Below are 17795 nucleotides of genomic sequence, written 5' to 3' on the forward strand. Positions count from 1 at the left end.
GGTGAAAACCGCGATTATAACGCAGCGAAGGCCCCAATCCGGGGCCTTTTGGCGACTTTCGACGCATTGCACCTGCCTGATCGATGGGGCCCGATGGGGCCCGGCGCTCGATCTCGACTCAGCGTGCCTGATGGCGCAGGCCGAAGGCGTCGCGCGCGTAACCGATGTCGGCGAGCGTGGCGTCGTCGAGTGCGGCGAGGGCTTCGGCTTGCAGCCCTTGTTCGTAACGCACGCGCCACTGGTCGACGGTACGGAAGAACAGACTGAGCGGCGTGGTCTGCGCGAGCACGGCAGACGGCACGTTGGCGTTGACGGCTTGGGTGGCATTCGCGGCATTAGCGGCAGACAGCGGGCGGAACATGATGTGACTTCCTTTTCGGGTGCGTTGCGCAGTGCCAGTGGCGGGATGCTGTGGCGGCAACGAACTAGGGATAACCCGAAGCTTATGCCTTCTGCGGGTACTAAAAAAGTGAAATGTTGAGTATGATTTATTCACTAGTATTGAAGTGTCGACGCACGACGACACACCCCGAGATCATTCAGCGAGCCCGGCACCATGGATTTTCTGCAACTTCAAACCTTCAAGGCCATCGTCGACGAGGGCAGTGTGCTGGGCGCCGCCGAAGCGTTGCACTGTGTGCAGTCGAACGTGACGGCCCGTATTCGTTCGCTGGAACACACGGTGGGCGTGAAGCTGTTCCACCGGCAGGGACGGCGTCTGCAACTGACGCCGAGCGGACGCACCTTGCTGGGCTATGCCGACCGGATTCTCGCGCTGTCGCGCGAGGCGAGCGCAGCGTTGAATCCATCGAGCGAACCGTCGGGCGACTTCTCGCTCGGGGCGATCGAATCGTCGGCAACGTCGCGCCTGCCGGCGGTGCTCGCGCGCTTTCACGCGGCGTATCCGAAGGTGCGGTTGAATCTGGTGACCGACACCTCGCTCAATCTGCTCGACGAGATTCAGCACGGCCGCGTGGATGCGGCGCTCATCGCAGGCACGGCGTGTCTGGAGGCACAGGCGCAGGCGTTTGTGGTGGCCGATGAAATCTATCGCGAGCCCATCGTGCTGGTCGCGCCGGCGCGTGCCGATACGGTGCACGAAGCGGCAGATCTGGCCGGCGCCACGCTGCTGATGTGGCCGCCGGGGTGTCCGTATCGCGCCACGATGGAGCAATGGCTGGCGGCGAACACCGTCACGCCGGGGCGCATTCTGAGCTACGGCAGCTACGCGACGATCGTGGCGTGCGTGGGCGCGGGCGTCGGTTACTCGCTGGTGCCGCGCGGCGTGTATCTACGCTACCGGCAAGAGGCGGCCATCGTCGGGCACGCGCTGGACGATCTGGCCGCCGTGCCGAACTTCTTCGTCCGGCATCGTGGCGTGGATGTGCATCCGGCGCGCGAGGCGTTCCTGAAGGTCATGCGGGACTATGTGTCGGAAGCGCAGGAAGCGCCCGTGGTCTGACGTTCCCGCGCCATGCGAAAGATCGATGACTGGATTGCATGGTTGGATTGCCTAACTGGATTGCATTAGCGACGTCATCAAATGATAATGGGTCTCATTAACATTTGATGACGGAAACGACGATGTGCACCGGCACGCCACGCGCTCACCTTGATCAGCACGATCAGCACGATTTGCAGATTCCGCATGCGCGACAGCCGTGGCGCCGCTCGTTCGATCTCGATGGGTTGTCGCTGTCACAAGGTGTTCAGCACGCGAGTGCGGGCGAGTCTGTTCGTGAGTCGCTGACGGCGGGCGACATCAAGATCGTTTTCCTGCTGGATGGCACGTTGCAGTGGGGCGCTTGCGGCGAGCCGCTGCTGACGGCCGGGGCGGCGAGCGTCAATGTGTGCTTCGGCGCGGCGTCGTTCGATATCGACAACGTGTATCGCCACGCGGGGGCGTTGCGGTATTGCAGCCTGCGGTTGTCCGAAGATTATCTGCGCGCAACTTGCGGTCTCGATGCGAACGCCCTGACGCATCGATGGCGTGACGCGGCATATGGCACCGGTCACCCTCCTCACCGCAACGAAGCCCGCGCGATGGGCGATTGGGCGGGGGACAGCGCGGTGCTGACGCGCGCGATGAGTGCCGACGAATGGCGCTGGGCGAACGCAATGGCTTCGACGCCGGAGACGGGGGATGCCAGCAACGCCTCAATGATGGCGTCATCCCCCGACACCGACGCCCCGTGGCAGCGACTGGCGCTAGTCGCACAAACCTTCGAAGCGCTGGCACGTTGTGCCGCGTTCCAGCCAAACACCGCCATGCCGGCGAGCGGCGAATCCGCACGTCAGGCAACGCTGCGCAAAGCATTGCTCGCAGCGCGCGATCTGCTTGACGAGCAATTGCAGACACCGCCGTCGCTGCCGCAACTGGCACGCACAGTCGGCATCAACGTCAACAAACTGTGTGAAGGGTTTCGCGAGCAATTCGGCACCACCGTGCACGGTTACGTGCGAGAGCGCCGTCTGACACAAGCCTATGCGCTGCTCAGCGCCCGGCGCATCAGCGTGAGCGAAGCGGCGTGGCAGTGCGGCTATACCGATTCCCACTTCTCGAAAACCTTCCGTGCGCGCTTCGGCATGCTGCCGCACACGCTGACACGCGAAGGCGTATCGCCGTATTCGTGACGCAATCACCAGTGAAGGTGATGCAAGCGCGAGTGCATCCGCCTGCCCCTCGGCACGATAGCGGGATTGATTTTCAATCTCGTTGGTGTGCTGCTGATGTCTTCGAATATTCCAAGTGGTTTCAAAGCAATGCCGACGGTGGCGCCCGGGGTGTGGCGTGCCGTCGCGATGGCGGCGCTGGCCGTTGTAATGGGCGCAGGGACTATGCCTGCGCTGGGGCAGGAGGCCGCGTCTGGCACCAGCACTGGCACCAGTACCGGCACTGACACGGCCGCGCTGCCGACGACCCATGTCAGTGCCTCCGCCACGCGCGATACAACGGCGCAGGGCTCGGTGCTCGGTAAGCTCGCGCCGTCCGTGCGTGACCTGCCGCAAACCGTGACCGTCGTCGACCAAAAGCTCATGGAGCAGCAGGGGGCGCACAGCATTGAGGATGTGCTGCAACAGGTGCCCGGCATTACCGTGCAGCCCTATGTGCTGCTGACCACCGCGTTCTACTCGCGCGGTTTCAAGCTCGACGCTTTCGAGCAAGACGGCGTACCGGTGCTCATGGCCAACACGGCCGCCGGCCCGCAGGACATGACGCCTTACGAGCGTGTCGAAATCATTCGCGGCTCGACGGGCCTCTTCCACGGCACCGGCAACCCGGGCGGGCTGATCAACCTCGTGCACAAACTGCCGGGCAAGACGTTTGCAGCATCGGCGGCGGTCACGCTAGGCAGTTGGGACCGATATCGCGAAGAAGCCGACATCGGCGGCCCGCTCAACGCCAGCGGTTCGTTGCGTGCACGCGTGGCCGTGTCGGACGACCGGCAGCGCATGTATTACGACTTCGGCAAACAGCACGCCACCACCGTGTACGGCGTGGCAGAAGCCGACCTGACGTCCTCTACGTTATTGCGCGTTGGCGTGCAGCACCAGCGCACTACCTCGACGCCAAATCTCGCAGGCGTGCCGTTCTCGACGAAGGGCGGCGATCTTAACCTGCCGCGTTCGATCTTCCTCGGCTCGTCGTGGGACACCTTCGACTGGACCGAAACGCGCGTCTTCGGCACGCTCGAACAGCAGCTCGGCAACGGCTGGGCCGCCAAGCTCTCGGCGAACTATCTCGACGCCGGCGGCGACCTGAAATACGGCGTCGCGTTTGGCGCGATCAATCCGGCGACGGGTGCGGGCAGCCAACTGACCGGCGCGGCTTATCGTTTCGACAACACGCAGACCGGCGTGGATTTGCAGATCGATGGCCCGGTGAAGTTGTTCGGCCGCGAACACCACCTGCTGTTCGGCCTGCAACGGCTGGAAGCGACCACGCAGCAGCGTAGCGCGGCACTGGTGCCGTCGATCAACGGCAAGCCTGTCGACATCTACCGATGGGATCCGAATTCGATTGGGGAGCCCGGCACGACCCCGTTCTCGAGCGTGACACCGACGCGCACCGTGCAGAACGGTGCCTACGCGATGGGACGCATCCGCCTTGCCCAGCCGCTCACGCTGGTGCTCGGCGCACGCGTCTCGTGGTGGGATCAGCACGCGCCTGCGAGCAGTTATCGCACCGGCGCGAGGGCCACGCCGTACGGCGGGCTGGTCTTCGATCTGAACGACAAGTGGTCGCTCTACGCGAGCTACGCCGACATTTTCCAGCCGCAGACCGTCCTCGATGCAAGCAACAGCCTGCTCAAGCCGATTACCGGCGCGAGCTATGAGGCGGGCGTGAAGGGGCAGTTGTTCGACGGGGCGCTCGATGTGTCGCTCGCCGTGTTCCGCATTCGTCAGAAGAACCGCGCGCAGACCGACCCGAGCGTGCCGTGTGTGGGCACGACGTGCCGCTACATCGCGTCGGGCGAAGTGCAGAGTCAGGGGGTGGAAATGCAGGCCAGCGGGCAGATCACCGACGCGTGGAACGTGTTCGCCGGCTACACCTTCAACACGACGAAGTACCTCAGCGATGCCACGATGCAGGGGCAATCGTTTGCAGATTTCGCGCCGCGCCATCTGCTGCGCGTGTGGACCAACTACCAGTTGCCGTTCGACGGGCGGCGCTGGAGCGTGGGCGGCGGTGTTGACGTGCAGAGCGAGACGTCGGCCACTTCCAACGGCATCGTGCTGCGTCAGGGCGGCTACGCGACGCTCAATCTGCGGGCGGGGTATCGCTACAACAAGCACATCTCGGCCTCGCTCAATCTGAACAACGTGTTCGATCGCCGCTACTACCAGAGCCTGTCAAACGCGAGCTGGAACAACCACTACGGCAACCCGCGCAGCGTGATGTTGACGTTGCGGACCGACTACTGACACCCACGAGGAACGCATTCATGAAGCACTCGACCTATTTCATCCGCCCCATGTTGGCCGCCTGTCTGCTGGCCATCGGCGCGAGCCTGCCGATGTCAGGTGTGGCGCAGACCGCAGCGATGCAAGCGCCCCCAGCTGCATCGATCTGTGGCACGTCTGCCGTCATGACGACGACGTTGCAGGGCACCTATCAACTCGAAGGCGAAGGGCCGTTGCCCATCGCGCTGGTACTGGCGCCGCGCGACGGCGCCGCAGCGATCGGTCAACGCACATTTCAGGTGACCGGGCTGGTCTCGGAAGGCGAGCATCGTTTTGGTGTGTCCGGGATGGCTTATTGCACTGGCGGGGCAGGCAAAGCGGGTAGCGAGAAGCCCGCGACGCTGGCCTTCGACATCACCATGAGCGGTGGCTTTCACGACACCCCGGTCGACGACGAGCTGCGCCGCGCTTGGCCGGCGGGCAAGGCACCGAAGCGCGCAAGTTCGGTCGGCACGAGCGTCGTGCATGCCGAGGTCGCGTTGTCGTCGATGCAAGGCTGGGCCGAAGCGATGCGCACGATCGTGTTGACCGGTCAGCGGGTGATGGGGCCGCGTCACGTATCGGCAAAGGTGTCGTTCGCGAGCGCAGGTAACGGCGCGGCCTCCGGGGAGGCGGGGAATGGGCGCTGATGCCATCGATAACGGTGGCGATGACGAAAGCAACCAGCGTGATTCGGGTGACCCAAGCGACCTAGGCGACCTAGGCGAGCCCAGTAGCGATAGCGAACGCGCGCTGGGTGCGCGTCTGCCGTGGGCATGCGGCACCGGGCGCGACGCGTTGGTCGGGCTCTACGACGACGGCATGCTGGCGACGCTGGCCACCCGCAGCGGGGCGCGCCGGATGATCGGCATGTTCGAGGCGCCGGACGATGCCTCGGTGCATGCCGATGTCTGGGAGTGTCACGAAGCGGGCGATGAGTTGCTGATGGTGGCGCGCGGCACGCTCGCGATCGATTACGTCGATCTGGCGGGTGTCACCCGGACCTTGGAACTGGCCGGACCCCGGCTGGCGGTGGTGCCCGCGCGTTGCTGGCACCGGGTGCGGGTGCTCGATCCGGCAGTGCTGGCGTTCGTCACGCCCACCGGCCGCACGCGGCGCGCAGCGGCGCCGTTCGGATGATGCACGTGTCCGTGAACCGCCCACGGACACGCGTTATCGATTCACGCCTGTGCGTGCTCGACGATCATCTGCACGCGCGACACGCCGTTGAACGTGTCGGCCGCCAACCGGTAGGCAAATCGTGCGCGGCTCGGCAGCGTGTCGGCATGATTGAACCAGATGGCGTTGAAGCGCATGCGGCCGCGGCCGAGTTGCAGCTTCAGGTGCTTGTCTTTGAGGATCGCTTGCGAAAGCACTTCGAATTCGCCCGAGAACACCGGCGGCGGAAAGCCTTGCCCCCACACCTGCGCATCGAGCAGCGCCACGAACGGCGGCACGAAGCACTCGTCGCCGATATCGCCATCGGTCTCGATCACGCGCGATAACGTCTTCTCATCGAGCCATTCCTGACCGACCGCTTCGAACGCGGCCTGAAAGCGTGTCAGATCGTCCGCAGCAATCGTCAGACCGGCGGCCATGGCGTGGCCGCCGAACTTGCCGATCAGACCGGGTTCACGCTTGGTCACGAGATCGAGCGCGTCACGCAGGTGGAAGCCCGGAATCGAGCGGCCGGAGCCCTTGATCTGGCCATCGTCGCCCGGCGCAAACACAATCGTCGGGCGGTAAAACTTCTCTTTCAGACGTGCGGCGACAATGCCGATCACGCCCTGATGCCACGTCTCGTTGAACGCGCACAACGTGGTGGCCGCGCGCGGGTCGAAGCGGGCAAGGTCGGCCAGCGCTTCCTGCTGCATACCGGCTTCGATCTCGCGCCGCTCGCGATTCATCGCGTCGAGTTCTTGGGCGAGAGTCCACGCGCGGGCGTCGTCGTCGGTCAGCAGACACTCGATTCCCAGCGACATATCGGCCAGACGGCCGGCCGCGTTCAAACGCGGACCGAGACCGAAGCCCAGATCGAAGCTGCCTGCCTGCCGCGCATTGCGAGCCGCCGCCCGGAACAGCGCATTGATGCCGGGGTGCATACGCCCAGCGCGCATGCGCGAGAGGCCTTGCGCGACCAGAATCCGGTTGTTGGTGTCGAGCTTGACCACGTCGGCGACGGTGCCCAGTGCCACTAGATCGAGCAGGGTGTCGAGGCGCGGTTGCTCACGGGCGTCGAACGCGCCGCGCTGGCGCAACTCGGCGCGCAGGGCGAGCAGTACGTAGAACATCACCCCCACACCCGCCAGATTCTTGCTCGGGAATTCGCAGCCCGGCTGGTTCGGATTGACGATGCAGCGCGCATTCGGCAGTTCGCTGCCGGGCAAGTGGTGGTCGGTGACGACCACTTCGATACCGAGCGCCTGCGCGGCGGCCACGCCGTCGAGGCTGGCGATACCGTTGTCGACGGTGATCAGCACATCCGGCGGCCCCAGCTTGCCGCGTGCGGCAAGCGCCACGATCTCCGGCGTCAGGCCGTAGCCGTACTCGAACCGGTTCGGCACGAGGTAGTCGACTTTCGCTCCGAACATACGCAGACCACGTACTGCCACGGCGCACGCGGTGGCGCCATCGCAGTCGTAGTCGGCCACGACGAGCATCTGTTTGCCCGCCGCGATGGCGTCGGCCAGAAACACGGCCGCGTCCTGCGCGCCCTTGAGTTGCGTGGGCGGGACGAGCCGCGCCAGCGCCGTTTCGGTTTCTTCGCTGGCGGCAACGCCGCGCGAAGCAAACAGGCGGGCCAGCACGGGGTGCACGCCGTCGCGAGCGAGCGTGTCGGCAATGCCGTCGTCGACGATGCGGGTGACGATATCGGTCATGCCACCTCCTCGCCGACGCGGGCGAGCGGCAGCAGGCGCGCGGCGAGCGGCTGGCGGCGCCAGAACTTACGCAGGTCGCTGCTGCGCGACAGGATCGTCACGCTGTGGCTGTCGCCGCAGAGCGTGAGGCTCACTTCGCGGGCATTGCCCTTGGCGAGCCGCTCGAGGGCGGGCGCCAGCCAGAGGCGGTCGATTTCGACGAGCGCGTCGCGCCAGCGGGCCCAGTCTTCCATCAGAAAATGGGACGTCAGGGTATCGATCTGGACGAGCGTTCGGCCATTGGCGGCGTCAATGCCGGCGGCGGTGTCGTGCAGGGCAATTTGCAGATGACGGGCGAGACCGCGCGTGGCAGGGGCGTCGGCGAGCACCGTGACGCACGGCCGGTTCAGGCGCGGGGCGGCAATGCGCTGACCGCCGGCGTACAACCAGATGGCGTTGACCGGCGGCAGACGGCGGGCTTCGCGGGCCTGATTGGCCGGATGGCCGTACCACGCCATCTGTACCTCGTTCTGCCATTTGCGCCACGTCAGCTCGGCCTTGCCTTGCGGCAGCCAGATGTCGACGTTGCGACCGGCGGCGCGCGCGGGCGAGGCCGTCAGCAGGTCGCCAAGCACCGGTGCGCTCAGATACCAGCGGTCGGGGCGCGGGGCGATCAGCTCACCGCCTTCTTCTGCCAGCAGGGCGTGGGCGGTGGCGAAGAGTGCAGCCGAGTCTTCCTTGCTCAGTTCGAGTTCGGCGGGGTCGGTCAGCACGAGATGATCGGTCGCAATGTGGATGTGCGCGGGTTGGGCGCAGTACCAGAAGCGCGTGTCGAGCGAGCCGCTGTCTTCAAACAGCATGAACGGCGCGAGCGGCGCCCGGGCGGGTCCGCCGGGCAGGCCAAAGGCGTCGGCCAGCCAGCGCTCGTGCGGGAGCGTGGGGACAAACGGGTCTTCGGGAATGTCCTGCGCCGACTGGACACCGCGCGCGAGCAACTTTTCGAGCGCAGGCAACTCCAATCCAGCCAGCAATGCAGGCAAGTGGGCCGACGCGGGCAGCGCGAACGGCAGAAGAAAGTGCAGGGCAGGTGTATCCATGTCGAGGCGAATTGTATGGCAAACTTCGCGCTGGCAGTTGGGTGACCCTGACGTCAGGTACGGAACGTGCCGCCTGCTGCGACGCCCGCAACACCCTCCCGGCGCCGGGTACGGCCGGGGTGGCAGTCGCGCGAGGTGCCGCCACAAGCCGTTGCCATGCGCTCCCGCGCGGCACAGCACGTTCCGATCGATCCTTATTAAGAATCAGGAATCCGTTTGAAATTCCCATACGAATGGCAGATCGGCTGGCGCTACACGCGCACCGGCAAGCGATCCTCAGGCAACGGTTTCATCTCCTTCATTTCGTTCATCTCCATGGCCGGCATTGCGCTGGGCGTGGCGGCACTTATTGTGGTGCTTTCCGTGATGAACGGCTTTCAGAAGGAAGTGCGCGACCGCATGCTCTCCGTGCTGGCGCACATCGAAGTGTTTGCGGTCGACGGCAACCTGCCCGACTGGCAGCGCACGGCCACCGAAGCATTGCAGAACAAGAACGTGATTGCCGCCGCCCCGTACGTGGGCGAGCAGGCCATGCTCACACGCGACGACAACGTGCGCGGTGTGGTGCTGCGCGGCATCGTGCCGAGCGAAGAAGCCAAGGTGTCCGATCTCGGCAAGCAGATCACGGGCGGCACGCTCGCAAACCTGACGCCCGGCAGCTTCGGCATCGTACTGGGCAGTGAGCTGGCGCGCGGTCTGGGGGTGATCGTCGGGGACAAAATAACGCTCGTCGCTCCGCAGGGCACGATTACTCCGGCGGGGGTGCTGCCACGGGTGAAGCAGTTCACCGTGGTGGCGATCTTCACGGCCGGGCATTACGAATACGACAGTTCGCTGGCGCTGATCGACCTGCACGACGCCGAAACGCTGTTCCGGCTCGACGGGCCTACCGGCGTGCGGCTGAAGATTCAGGACATGGAGCAGGCGCCGATCGTGGCGCGCGAGCTCGCCAAGTCGCTGACGGGCAACATGTGGGTGCGCGACTGGACGCAGCAGAACAAGAACTGGTTCATCGCGGTGCAGACCGAGAAGCGGATGATGTTCATCATTCTGACGCTGATCATCGCGGTGGCGGCGTTCAATCTGGTGTCGTCGCTGGTGATGACCGTGACCGACAAATATGCGGACATCGCGATCTTGCGCACGCTGGGGGCGCAGCCTCGCTCGATCATGAAGATCTTCATCGTGCAGGGCGTGACCATCGGCTTTATCGGCGCGCTGCTCGGGATTGCGCTGGGCTGCTTCATTTCGCTGAATATCGGCGTCATCGTGCCGTTCATCGAGCGCATGCTGGGCATTCATTTCCTGCCGCAATCGATCTATTTCATCAACGAACTGCCTTCGGATCTGCAATCGTCTGACGTGATCCGCATCGGTGTGATTTCCTTCATTCTCTCGGCACTGGCGACGATCTATCCGAGCTGGCGTGCCTCGCGCGTCAAACCGGCGGAGGCCCTGCGCTATGAGTAAAGCTAACGTGGCGACCACGCCGAATTCCGCGTCGAATTTCGCTTATGACGGCCCCGTGCTGCGCGCCCGCGATCTGCACAAAACGTTCCGTCAGGGCGAACTCAACGTGACCGTGCTAGCCGGTGCCAGCCTCGATGTGGCTGCCGGTGAGAAGGTGGCGATCGTCGGGGCGTCGGGCTCGGGCAAGAGCACGTTGCTGCATGTGCTGGGCGGGCTGGACGACCCGTCGCGCGGTGAAGTCTCGCTGCTCGGCAAGCCGTTTTCGACGCTCGGCGAGCGCGAGAAGACCAACCAGCGCAATCAATCGCTCGGGTTCGTGTACCAGTTCCACCATCTGCTGGCCGAGTTCACGGCGCTCGATAACGTGGCGATGCCGCTGCGTATTCGCCGGATGCCGACCGAGCAGGCGCGCGAAGTCGCCATGAAGATACTGGAGCGCGTGGGGCTGGGCTCACGCGTGAAGCATCGTCCGGGCGAACTGTCGGGCGGCGAGCGCCAGCGCGTGGCCATGGCGCGCGCGCTGGTGACGCAACCGGCGTGTGTGCTTGCCGATGAGCCGACCGGCAATCTCGACGGACATACCGCCGAGAGTGTGTTTTCGCTGATGCTGGAGCTGTCGGAAACGCTCAAGACCAGCTTCGTGATCGTGACCCACGATATCGATCTGGCCCGGCGCTGCGACCGCGCACTGCGGCTTCGCGACGGGGTGCTGGAAGCGGCGTGAGCCGGATGGCTTGATGAACTGCCGTTAGTACGAAGCGAGACACAGAACGCCGGGACGATCCCGGCGTTTTGCTTTTTGCGCTGAGAATTCGGCAGATTCCGAGAGGCAGACACGGCGTTGTCCGATGGTCACGAAACGCCGGGCATGCGAGCCTTGTCATCGCCCCGTAGAATTAGCGCTCAAGGACACCTGACCATGTGGATCGATACCCATTGCCATCTCGACGCCGGTGAGTTCGACACCGACCGCGACACTGTCATTGCCGACGCGCAAGCCGCCGGCGTGCACGGGCTCGTCGTGCCCGCTGTCGAATGTGCGACGTTCGACGCGGCGCGTGCCGCCGCGCGTGCGATGCCGGGCGGCGCTTACGCGCTCGGCATTCACCCGCTCTACACGCCGCGGGCGAAAGACGAGGATATTGCGACGTTGCGTCGCGCAGTCGAACAGGCGATGAGCGACCCGCGCTTCGTCGGCATCGGCGAGATCGGCCTCGATTTCTTCGTCAAGACGCTCGATCCGGTGCGGCAGCAGTTCTTCTACGTTGAACAACTGAAGATCGCCCGCGATTTCGATTTGCCGGTGATCTTGCATGTGCGGCGCTCGCAAGACGCGCTGCTCAAGCAGTTGCGCATCTACACGCCACGGGGCGGGATCGCGCACGCGTTCAACGGCAGCCGTCAACAGGCGGATATGTTCATCGAACGCGGTTTCTGTCTGGGATTTGGCGGGCAGATGACGTTCGACCGCGCGTTGCAGATCCGGCGGCTGGCGGTGGATCTGTCGCTCGATGCGCTGGTGCTCGAGACCGACGCTCCCGATATCGCCCCCGAATGGCGCTACAAGCAGCGCAACAGCCCGGTCGAACTGCCGCGCATCGCAAATGTACTCGCCGAGCTGCGCGGCGTGACGCCCGAGGTGCTGTCGGCGGCCACCTGTGCCAACGCGTGGCGTGTGCTGCCGCGCTTGCGGGCTGCCATGGCGATGGCGCCCGGGGCGCCGGCTGATGTAGATGCCGCTTTCCTTTCTTCTCCTTCCTCTTCAAGCGAGTCTGGTTCGCACTGACGCGTCGTCGTCGTGAGGATCTGCTGTCGTGACGCGGTGACGTCATGAGAACCGTGCTGCTCGCTTGGGTCGCGGGTATTGGGTGGCTGCAACAGTCGGCCGAGCTGCCGTCGGCACGATGGCTTGCCGTGGCCTGCCTCATTGCGGGTGGTGGGCTGATGGCGGTGGGGGGCTGGTTGGGGGTGACGTGGAATAGCAGGTGCTTTAGTGCATCCCGGGCGGCGACCGGCGACGTTCCGGTGGGACGCCCCGCGCTTTCCCTGTGCGCTTGGCAGCAGGCCTGTGTCTTGATTGCTTTGGCGCTATCGGTCTCCGTGCTGGGCTTCACATGGGCCGCGTATCGGGCTGGTCAACGATTGGCCGACGCCTTACCTGTGGCGATGGAAGGCCGGGACATCATCGTGACGGGCGTCGTCGCCTCGCTGCCGGTCAGCGCCGGTGATGGACTGCGCTTTGTCTTCGATGTGGACGCGGCGTCGTTGACGGACGACCTGCACCGGCGCAAGGGTGATTTGCGGGAGCGCTTGGGGCGTGTTGAATCGCCCAATGCCGGGCCGAAGCCACCCGTGGCAGCGGTGCCGCGCCGTATTCAGCTTGTCTGGCCGGGGCAAGCGGGCCGAAGCCTGCGCCGTGTCCCGAGGGCAGGCGAGCGATGGCATTTGCCGGTGCGACTCAGCGTGCCTCGGGGTTTCGCCAACTGGCATGGTTTCGATGCCGAGTTCGCGGCGTTTTCGCAAGGAATTCGAGCCACCGGCTATGTGCGAGCGAACGGTAGTCACGCAAGCCGCCCCGATGGAAGGCGCGATGCTGTCGGGAACGCGGTACAGCTCGACGTGCCTGCCGCGCGTCGCCTCGATGCCGGCCCTGCGCCGGGTTACCGGCTGGCGGCGTGGCGCGAACGGTTGCGCGACGATTTTCGTGCCGCGTTGGCGCCCGGCGCTCGCTACGGCGGTGTGCTGATGGCATTGGCACTCGGCGAACGAGGCGATATCGCGCCAGACGATTGGCAGATATTCGCCGATACGGGCGTGAGTCATCTGCTGGCGATTTCGGGGCTGCACGTGTCTCTGGTGGCCGGGGCGCTGGCTTCGCTGGCCGGTTATTTATGGCGGCGCTCGTTCGGCCTGCCCGCAGGTTGGCATGTGGGCCTGCCGCTAGGGTGGCCTGCGCCCAAAGCGGCTGCTGTCGCGGGGCTGATGGCGGCAGTGACCTACGGCGCAATTGCCGGGTGGGGCGTGCCGGCGCGTCGGGCCGTCGGTATGGTGGCGATTCTGGTTCTGGCGCTGCTCACCGGACGCATGGCGGCGCCGTCGTACGTGCTGGCGTGGGCGCTCGCTGTCATTGTCGCGTTGGACCCGTGGTCGGTCGTCAGCCCCGGCTTGTGGTTGTCTTTTGGTGCCGTCTCCGTGCTGGTGCTCGCCGGCCGCCGTCGCAAGGCAAGCGAGCGTCGTCGCGCGGCAGGGGGCAGGCGGGGGCAATCGCCTTCCGCCGAAGATCCTATCGTCGACCGGTTCGAGCAGTGCGCACTCACGCGGTGGCGACACGGGTTTCGGACGCGGCTCGGGCAGGCGGCTCGCGCGCAACTCGCGATCACGCTGGGCATGGTGCCGTTGACGCTGGCGTGGTTCGGCACGGTGCCCTTGCTCGGTCCTCTCGCCAATGCGGTCGCCATACCGGTCATGACGCTGATCGTCACGCCGCTGGCGTTGCTGAGCTTGCTGTTGCCGGCGTCTGCGGCGCAGGTGGCACTTGCTATCGCCCATGGCACCGTCGTTTGGCTGGCGGAGTGGCTGCGGATGCTATCTCAATGGCCATGGGCGGTCTGGCGTCCCGGCATCGCCCCGGTCTGGACGACTGCGCTGGCGGTGATCGGCGTGGCGGCGTGCCTTTGGCCCGCTTCGGGCTGGGTACACCGCACGGTGACAAGGTGGCTGACGCTGCGGCTGACCGGTTTCGCGCTACTGTGGCCCGCCTTGCTTTCGTCGCCACAACGGCCTGCCACGGGCGACTTTCGCGTGACGATGCTGGATATCGGGCAGGGCAACGCTGTCCTCGTCGAGACAGCGACACGCACGCTGCTGTTCGATACCGGTCCGCCGCTGGGCTCGCGCGCGGATGCGGGGCAGTACGTCGTGGTGCCGTATCTGCGCGCGCAGGGTGTTGCACGACTCGACGGGCTCATCGTGAGCCACGCCCACGACGACCACTATGGCGGGGCGCGTAGCGTGCTCAAAGCGTATCCGTCGACGCCGGTGATCTCGTCGTTGCCGGGCTCGCATCCCGTCCGGCGCGAGGCGCAGTCGCATCGTACGTGCCGGTCAGGCCAGCAATGGACATGGGACGGCGTGACGTTCCGCTTCCTGCATCCCGACACGGCCACTCTGCGAGCCGGTTGGGCAGGGCGACTGGGCCCGAACGGCCTCAGCTGTGTGCTCCACATCGCCAACGGACGTCACAGCGCGTTGCTCGCCGCCGACGCCGAAGCGCCGCAGGAACAACGTCTGCTGACCCGGTATCCGCGCCGTTTGCTGCATGCCGACGTCCTGCTCGCGCCGCATCATGGCAGTCTGACGTCATCGACGCCGGCGTTCGTGAAGGCGGTTGGGCCGCGTCACGTCGTGTTTCAAGCGGGGTACCGTAACCGCTTCGGGCACCCCCGCCCGGCGGTCGTCGGGCGTTATCGCGACGTGGGGGCGAGCGTTTGGCAAAGCGTCAGGCATGGGGCGGTGCGGTTCTCGTTTTCGCGCCGGGGGATCGACGTTTTGGCCTTCCGCGACGCCCATCGGCGGTATTGGTCGGCGCAAACGCTGGAGGCGCCGGCCGTTGCCGGCCCGTCCGATTCGACGGAAACCTCTACCGGTCGCGGGCAGACGGTTCGCTAGAATGGTCCGGCGAGCGCGGCCAATCGGCGCTGAATGCGCCGACGTGCACTGGCGGAGTGTGTTGCTGAGTTGCTGGGTTGCTGGATTGCATAAGGCAGGCGCGCGCCAAGACAAGAACATTCCATGACAAGAGACATCATCCATTTTTCGCACGGCAACGGCTTTCCGGCCGGTGTGTACCGCAAGATGCTCGGCGCGCTGGCCGACGAGTACGACGTGCGCGCGATCGACCGTATCGGCCACGATCCGCGTTATCCGGTGACGCCGGGATGGCGCTATCTGCGCAACGAGCTGGTCGACACGCTCACGCGTCAATATCACGGCGAGCCGGTCTGGCTCGTCGGTCATTCCCTCGGCGGATTCCTGAGTCTGATGGCGGCGCTCAAGGCGCCACAGTGTGTGCGGGGCGTGGTCATGATCGATTCGCCGATCGTCACGCCGGGCTGGCGCACGCAGATGCTGCGACTCGGGATGCTGACCGGGCTTTATGAACGGATGTCGCCTGCCGGGGTGACCAAAAAGCGCCGCGATCGCTGGCCTGACTGGGAATCGGCTTGGCAGCATTTCGCGAGCAAGCCGGTGTTTGCCAGTTGGGATCAGGACGTGCTGCGCGACTACATCGACTGCGGCACGCTGCCGACCGGCGAGGGCGAAGCCCGGCGGCTGGCGTTCGCGCGCGAGATCGAATACCGCATTTACCTGACGTTGCCGCCGCTGCTGGCCGTGCGGGCGATGCGCGGGGTGCCGGTGCCGGTGGGCTTTCTCGCGGGCACCGAGTCGCGCGAGCTGCGTCAGGCCGGCATGCGCGCGACGCGGCAAATCGTCGGCACGCATTTGCGTTACGTGCAGGGCACCCACCTGTTCCCGATGGAGCGCCCGCTCGAGACGGCTGCCGCGGTACGCGACATGCTCACGGAACTACGCGGTGGTTATCGCCGGCCGCTCGCCGCCTGAGCGCGTCAGCCTTGCTGGGAACGGCGCACGCGACTCCTGTCAAGGCCAATATTTGCCGTTTGGCACGTCGAGGGCGGGCCTGCTTTCGGGTATAATCCGGCTTTCCCGCGAGCAATTACTGCGATGACTAAATTCGTTTTTGTCACGGGCGGCGTGGTTTCCTCTCTTGGTAAGGGAATTGCTGCCGCATCTCTGGCCGCGATTCTCGAATCGCGTGGCCTAAAAGTCACCCTCCTCAAGCTTGACCCCTACATCAACGTCGATCCGGGCACGATGAGCCCGTTTCAGCACGGTGAGGTGTTCGTTACCGAGGACGGCGCAGAAACCGACCTCGATCTTGGCCATTACGAGCGCTTCATCAGCGCCAAGATGCGCAAGGCGAACAACTTCACGACGGGCCAGATCTACGAATCGGTGATCCGTAAGGAGCGCCGTGGCGAGTACCTCGGCAAGACCGTTCAGGTCATTCCGCACATCACCAACGAGATTCAGGCGTTCGTCGAACGCGGCGCGCGCTCGGCATGGGACGGCCATCCGGACGTCGCCATCGTCGAAATCGGCGGCACGGTCGGTGACATCGAGTCGCTGCCGTTCCTCGAAGCCGCACGTCAGATGAACCTGCGACTGGGCCGCAACAGCGTGGCCTTCGTGCACCTGACGCTCGTGCCGTACATCGCGACGGCCGGCGAACTCAAGACGAAGCCGACGCAACACAGCGTGCAGAAGCTGCGCGAGATCGGCATCATGCCGAACGTGTTGCTGTGCCGTGCCGACCGTCAGATTCCGGAAGACGAGTGCGCCAAGATTTCGCTGTTCGCGAACATCCCGCAGGACGCCGTGATTTCGGTGTGGGACGTCGACACGATCTACAAGATTCCGCAGATGCTCCACGATCAGGGCATGGACAAGATCATCTGCGACGAACTCAAGCTCGAAGTGAAGCCGGCCGACCTGTCCATGTGGACCCGTCTGGTGCAGGCCGTCGAGAACCCGAAGCACGAAGTGACGATCGGCATGGTCGGCAAGTACGTCGATCTGACCGAGTCGTACAAGTCGCTCATCGAAGCTCTGCGTCACGCCGCGATCCACACGGAAACGCGCGTGAACATCGAGTACATCGATTCGGAACAGATCGAGAAGGACGGCACCGATGCGCTCAAGCATCTGGACGCCATCCTCGTGCCGGGCGGTTTCGGCCGTCGTGGTACCGAAGGCAAGATCAAGGCGATTCGCTTCGCCCGCGAGAACCGCGTGCCGTATCTGGGCATCTGCCTCGGTATGCAGCTCGCCGTGATCGAATTCGCGCGTGACGTCGCCAAGCTCGGCGGTGCCAACAGCACGGAATTCGACCCGTCGTCGCCGCACCCGGTCGTGGCGCTCATCACCGAGTGGCAGGATCGCGACGGCAAGATCGAGCAACGTACGGAAGATTCGGATCTGGGCGGCACGATGCGCCTCGGTTCGCAACGTGTGCCGGTCAAGACCGAAACGCTGGCCTCGCGCATCTATGGCGATACGGTCAACGAACGTCACCGTCACCGTTACGAAGTCAACAATCACTATGTGCCGCAGCTCGAAGCCGCCGGTCTGGTGATCTCGGCACGCACGCCGACGGAAAACCTGCCGGAAATGATGGAATTGCCGCAGCAGGTGCACCCGTGGTTCGTGGGCGTGCAGTTCCACCCGGAGTTCACCTCGACGCCGCGTGACGGCCATCCGCTGTTCAAGGCGTATGTCGAGGCGGCGCTGGCAGGTCAGCAGTCGCGCAAGAAAGCGGCCTGAGGCTGAGCTGCTGCGGGCGAGA

14 protein-coding genes are annotated in these 17795 nt (G+C 65.1%); 11 read left to right on the forward strand and 3 right to left on the reverse strand.

The features are described from left to right. Nucleotides 1-118 precede the first annotated feature (118 nt). Complete coding sequence (locus tag PIN31009_RS10015; protein WP_150684050.1) at nucleotides 119-361, reverse strand: YjiS-like domain-containing protein; 243 nt, start codon at nucleotides 359-361, stop codon at nucleotides 119-121. 195 nt (nucleotides 362-556) lie between these two features. Here PIN31009_RS10015 and PIN31009_RS10020 point away from each other — a divergent pair, with 195 nt between their 5' ends. From PIN31009_RS10020 to PIN31009_RS10040, 5 genes are all read left to right on the forward strand, one after another. After that, a complete protein-coding gene (locus PIN31009_RS10020) occupies nucleotides 557-1462 on the forward strand; it encodes a LysR family transcriptional regulator (RefSeq protein ID WP_150790122.1) in 906 nt (301 codons plus the stop codon). Nucleotides 1463-1584: 122 nt separating this feature from the next. Further along, nucleotides 1585-2634, forward strand: coding sequence for a helix-turn-helix transcriptional regulator (locus PIN31009_RS28155; protein ID WP_246185586.1), 1050 nt, complete (start codon nucleotides 1585-1587; stop codon nucleotides 2632-2634). Nucleotides 2635-2730: 96 nt separating this feature from the next. Next, nucleotides 2731-4926 (forward strand): TonB-dependent siderophore receptor, encoded by a 2196-nt coding sequence (locus PIN31009_RS10030; protein ID WP_246185587.1) that lies wholly within the window; start codon nucleotides 2731-2733, stop codon nucleotides 4924-4926. Between the two features lie 20 nt (nucleotides 4927-4946). Then, nucleotides 4947-5594, forward strand: a complete 648-nt coding sequence (locus PIN31009_RS10035; protein ID WP_150790123.1) for a hypothetical protein — start codon at nucleotides 4947-4949, stop codon at nucleotides 5592-5594. Continuing rightward, nucleotides 5584-6084: a cupin domain-containing protein gene (locus tag PIN31009_RS10040; protein WP_150790124.1), complete on the forward strand. Its 501-nt coding sequence runs from the start codon at nucleotides 5584-5586 to the stop codon at nucleotides 6082-6084. The genes PIN31009_RS10035 and PIN31009_RS10040 overlap by 11 nt, the downstream gene beginning before the upstream one ends. Before the next feature lie 41 nt (nucleotides 6085-6125). Here the strand turns inward: PIN31009_RS10040 and recJ are convergent, their stop codons facing one another. Together recJ and PIN31009_RS10050 are read right to left on the reverse strand one after the other, a co-directional pair. Continuing rightward, entirely contained in the window at nucleotides 6126-7823 is a 1698-nt protein-coding gene (recJ, locus tag PIN31009_RS10045) for a single-stranded-DNA-specific exonuclease RecJ (protein WP_150790125.1), read from the reverse strand. After that, the gene (locus PIN31009_RS10050) at nucleotides 7820-8899 is read right to left on the reverse strand and encodes a regulator (protein ID WP_150790126.1); all 1080 of its coding nucleotides are present in this window, start codon (nucleotides 8897-8899) and stop codon (nucleotides 7820-7822) included. The genes recJ and PIN31009_RS10050 overlap by 4 nt, the downstream gene beginning before the upstream one ends. Nucleotides 8900-9115: 216 nt before the next feature. On the opposite strand from PIN31009_RS10050, the gene PIN31009_RS10055 reads away from it, so the two are divergent. The 6 genes from PIN31009_RS10055 (at nucleotide 9116) to pyrG (ending at nucleotide 17773) form a co-directional block, all read left to right on the forward strand. Next, nucleotides 9116-10369, forward strand: coding sequence for a lipoprotein-releasing ABC transporter permease subunit (locus PIN31009_RS10055; protein ID WP_150684056.1), 1254 nt, complete (start codon nucleotides 9116-9118; stop codon nucleotides 10367-10369). Continuing rightward, nucleotides 10362-11093, forward strand: a complete 732-nt coding sequence (gene lolD / locus PIN31009_RS10060; RefSeq protein WP_246185588.1) for a lipoprotein-releasing ABC transporter ATP-binding protein LolD — start codon at nucleotides 10362-10364, stop codon at nucleotides 11091-11093. Before PIN31009_RS10055 ends, lolD begins: the two co-directional genes overlap by 8 nt. Before the next feature lie 195 nt (nucleotides 11094-11288). Then, nucleotides 11289-12155 (forward strand): TatD family hydrolase, encoded by an 867-nt coding sequence (locus PIN31009_RS10065; RefSeq protein WP_150790127.1) that lies wholly within the window; start codon nucleotides 11289-11291, stop codon nucleotides 12153-12155. Nucleotides 12156-12199: 44 nt separating this feature from the next. Next, the gene (locus PIN31009_RS10070; protein ID WP_150790128.1) at nucleotides 12200-15037 is read left to right on the forward strand and encodes a DNA internalization-related competence protein ComEC/Rec2; all 2838 of its coding nucleotides are present in this window, start codon (nucleotides 12200-12202) and stop codon (nucleotides 15035-15037) included. A 123-nt stretch (nucleotides 15038-15160) separates the two neighbouring features. Then, nucleotides 15161-15991 (forward strand): alpha/beta fold hydrolase, encoded by an 831-nt coding sequence (locus tag PIN31009_RS10075; RefSeq protein WP_150684059.1) that lies wholly within the window; start codon nucleotides 15161-15163, stop codon nucleotides 15989-15991. A gap of 123 nt (nucleotides 15992-16114) precedes the next feature. Continuing rightward, nucleotides 16115-17773 (forward strand): CTP synthase, encoded by a 1659-nt coding sequence (gene pyrG / locus PIN31009_RS10080; protein ID WP_150684060.1) that lies wholly within the window; start codon nucleotides 16115-16117, stop codon nucleotides 17771-17773. The last annotated feature ends 22 nt before the right edge of the window (nucleotides 17774-17795 follow it).

The organism is Pandoraea iniqua (genome assembly GCF_902459685.1).
GTDB classification, from domain to species: Bacteria; Pseudomonadota; Gammaproteobacteria; order Burkholderiales; family Burkholderiaceae; genus Pandoraea; species Pandoraea iniqua.

What these genes read in the sequence shown, in the direction of transcription:
- PIN31009_RS10015 (WP_150684050.1), bottom strand. Translation starts at nt 361, where the DNA reads ATGTTCCGCCCGCTGTCTGCCGCTAATGCCGCGAATGCCACCCAAGCC.
- PIN31009_RS10020 (WP_150790122.1), top strand. Translation starts at nt 557, where the DNA reads ATGGATTTTCTGCAACTTCAAACCTTCAAGGCCATCGTCGACGAGGGC.
- PIN31009_RS28155 (WP_246185586.1), top strand. Translation starts at nt 1,585, where the DNA reads ATGTGCACCGGCACGCCACGCGCTCACCTTGATCAGCACGATCAGCAC.
- PIN31009_RS10030 (WP_246185587.1), top strand. Translation starts at nt 2,731, where the DNA reads ATGTCTTCGAATATTCCAAGTGGTTTCAAAGCAATGCCGACGGTGGCG.
- PIN31009_RS10035 (WP_150790123.1), top strand. Translation starts at nt 4,947, where the DNA reads ATGAAGCACTCGACCTATTTCATCCGCCCCATGTTGGCCGCCTGTCTG.
- PIN31009_RS10040 (WP_150790124.1), top strand. Translation starts at nt 5,584, where the DNA reads ATGGGCGCTGATGCCATCGATAACGGTGGCGATGACGAAAGCAACCAG.
- recJ (WP_150790125.1), bottom strand. Translation starts at nt 7,823, where the DNA reads ATGACCGATATCGTCACCCGCATCGTCGACGACGGCATTGCCGACACG.
- PIN31009_RS10050 (WP_150790126.1), bottom strand. Translation starts at nt 8,899, where the DNA reads ATGGATACACCTGCCCTGCACTTTCTTCTGCCGTTCGCGCTGCCCGCG.
- lolD (WP_246185588.1), top strand. Translation starts at nt 10,362, where the DNA reads ATGAGTAAAGCTAACGTGGCGACCACGCCGAATTCCGCGTCGAATTTC.
- PIN31009_RS10065 (WP_150790127.1), top strand. Translation starts at nt 11,289, where the DNA reads ATGTGGATCGATACCCATTGCCATCTCGACGCCGGTGAGTTCGACACC.
- PIN31009_RS10070 (WP_150790128.1), top strand. Translation starts at nt 12,200, where the DNA reads ATGAGAACCGTGCTGCTCGCTTGGGTCGCGGGTATTGGGTGGCTGCAA.
- PIN31009_RS10075 (WP_150684059.1), top strand. Translation starts at nt 15,161, where the DNA reads ATGACAAGAGACATCATCCATTTTTCGCACGGCAACGGCTTTCCGGCC.
- pyrG (WP_150684060.1), top strand. Translation starts at nt 16,115, where the DNA reads ATGACTAAATTCGTTTTTGTCACGGGCGGCGTGGTTTCCTCTCTTGGT.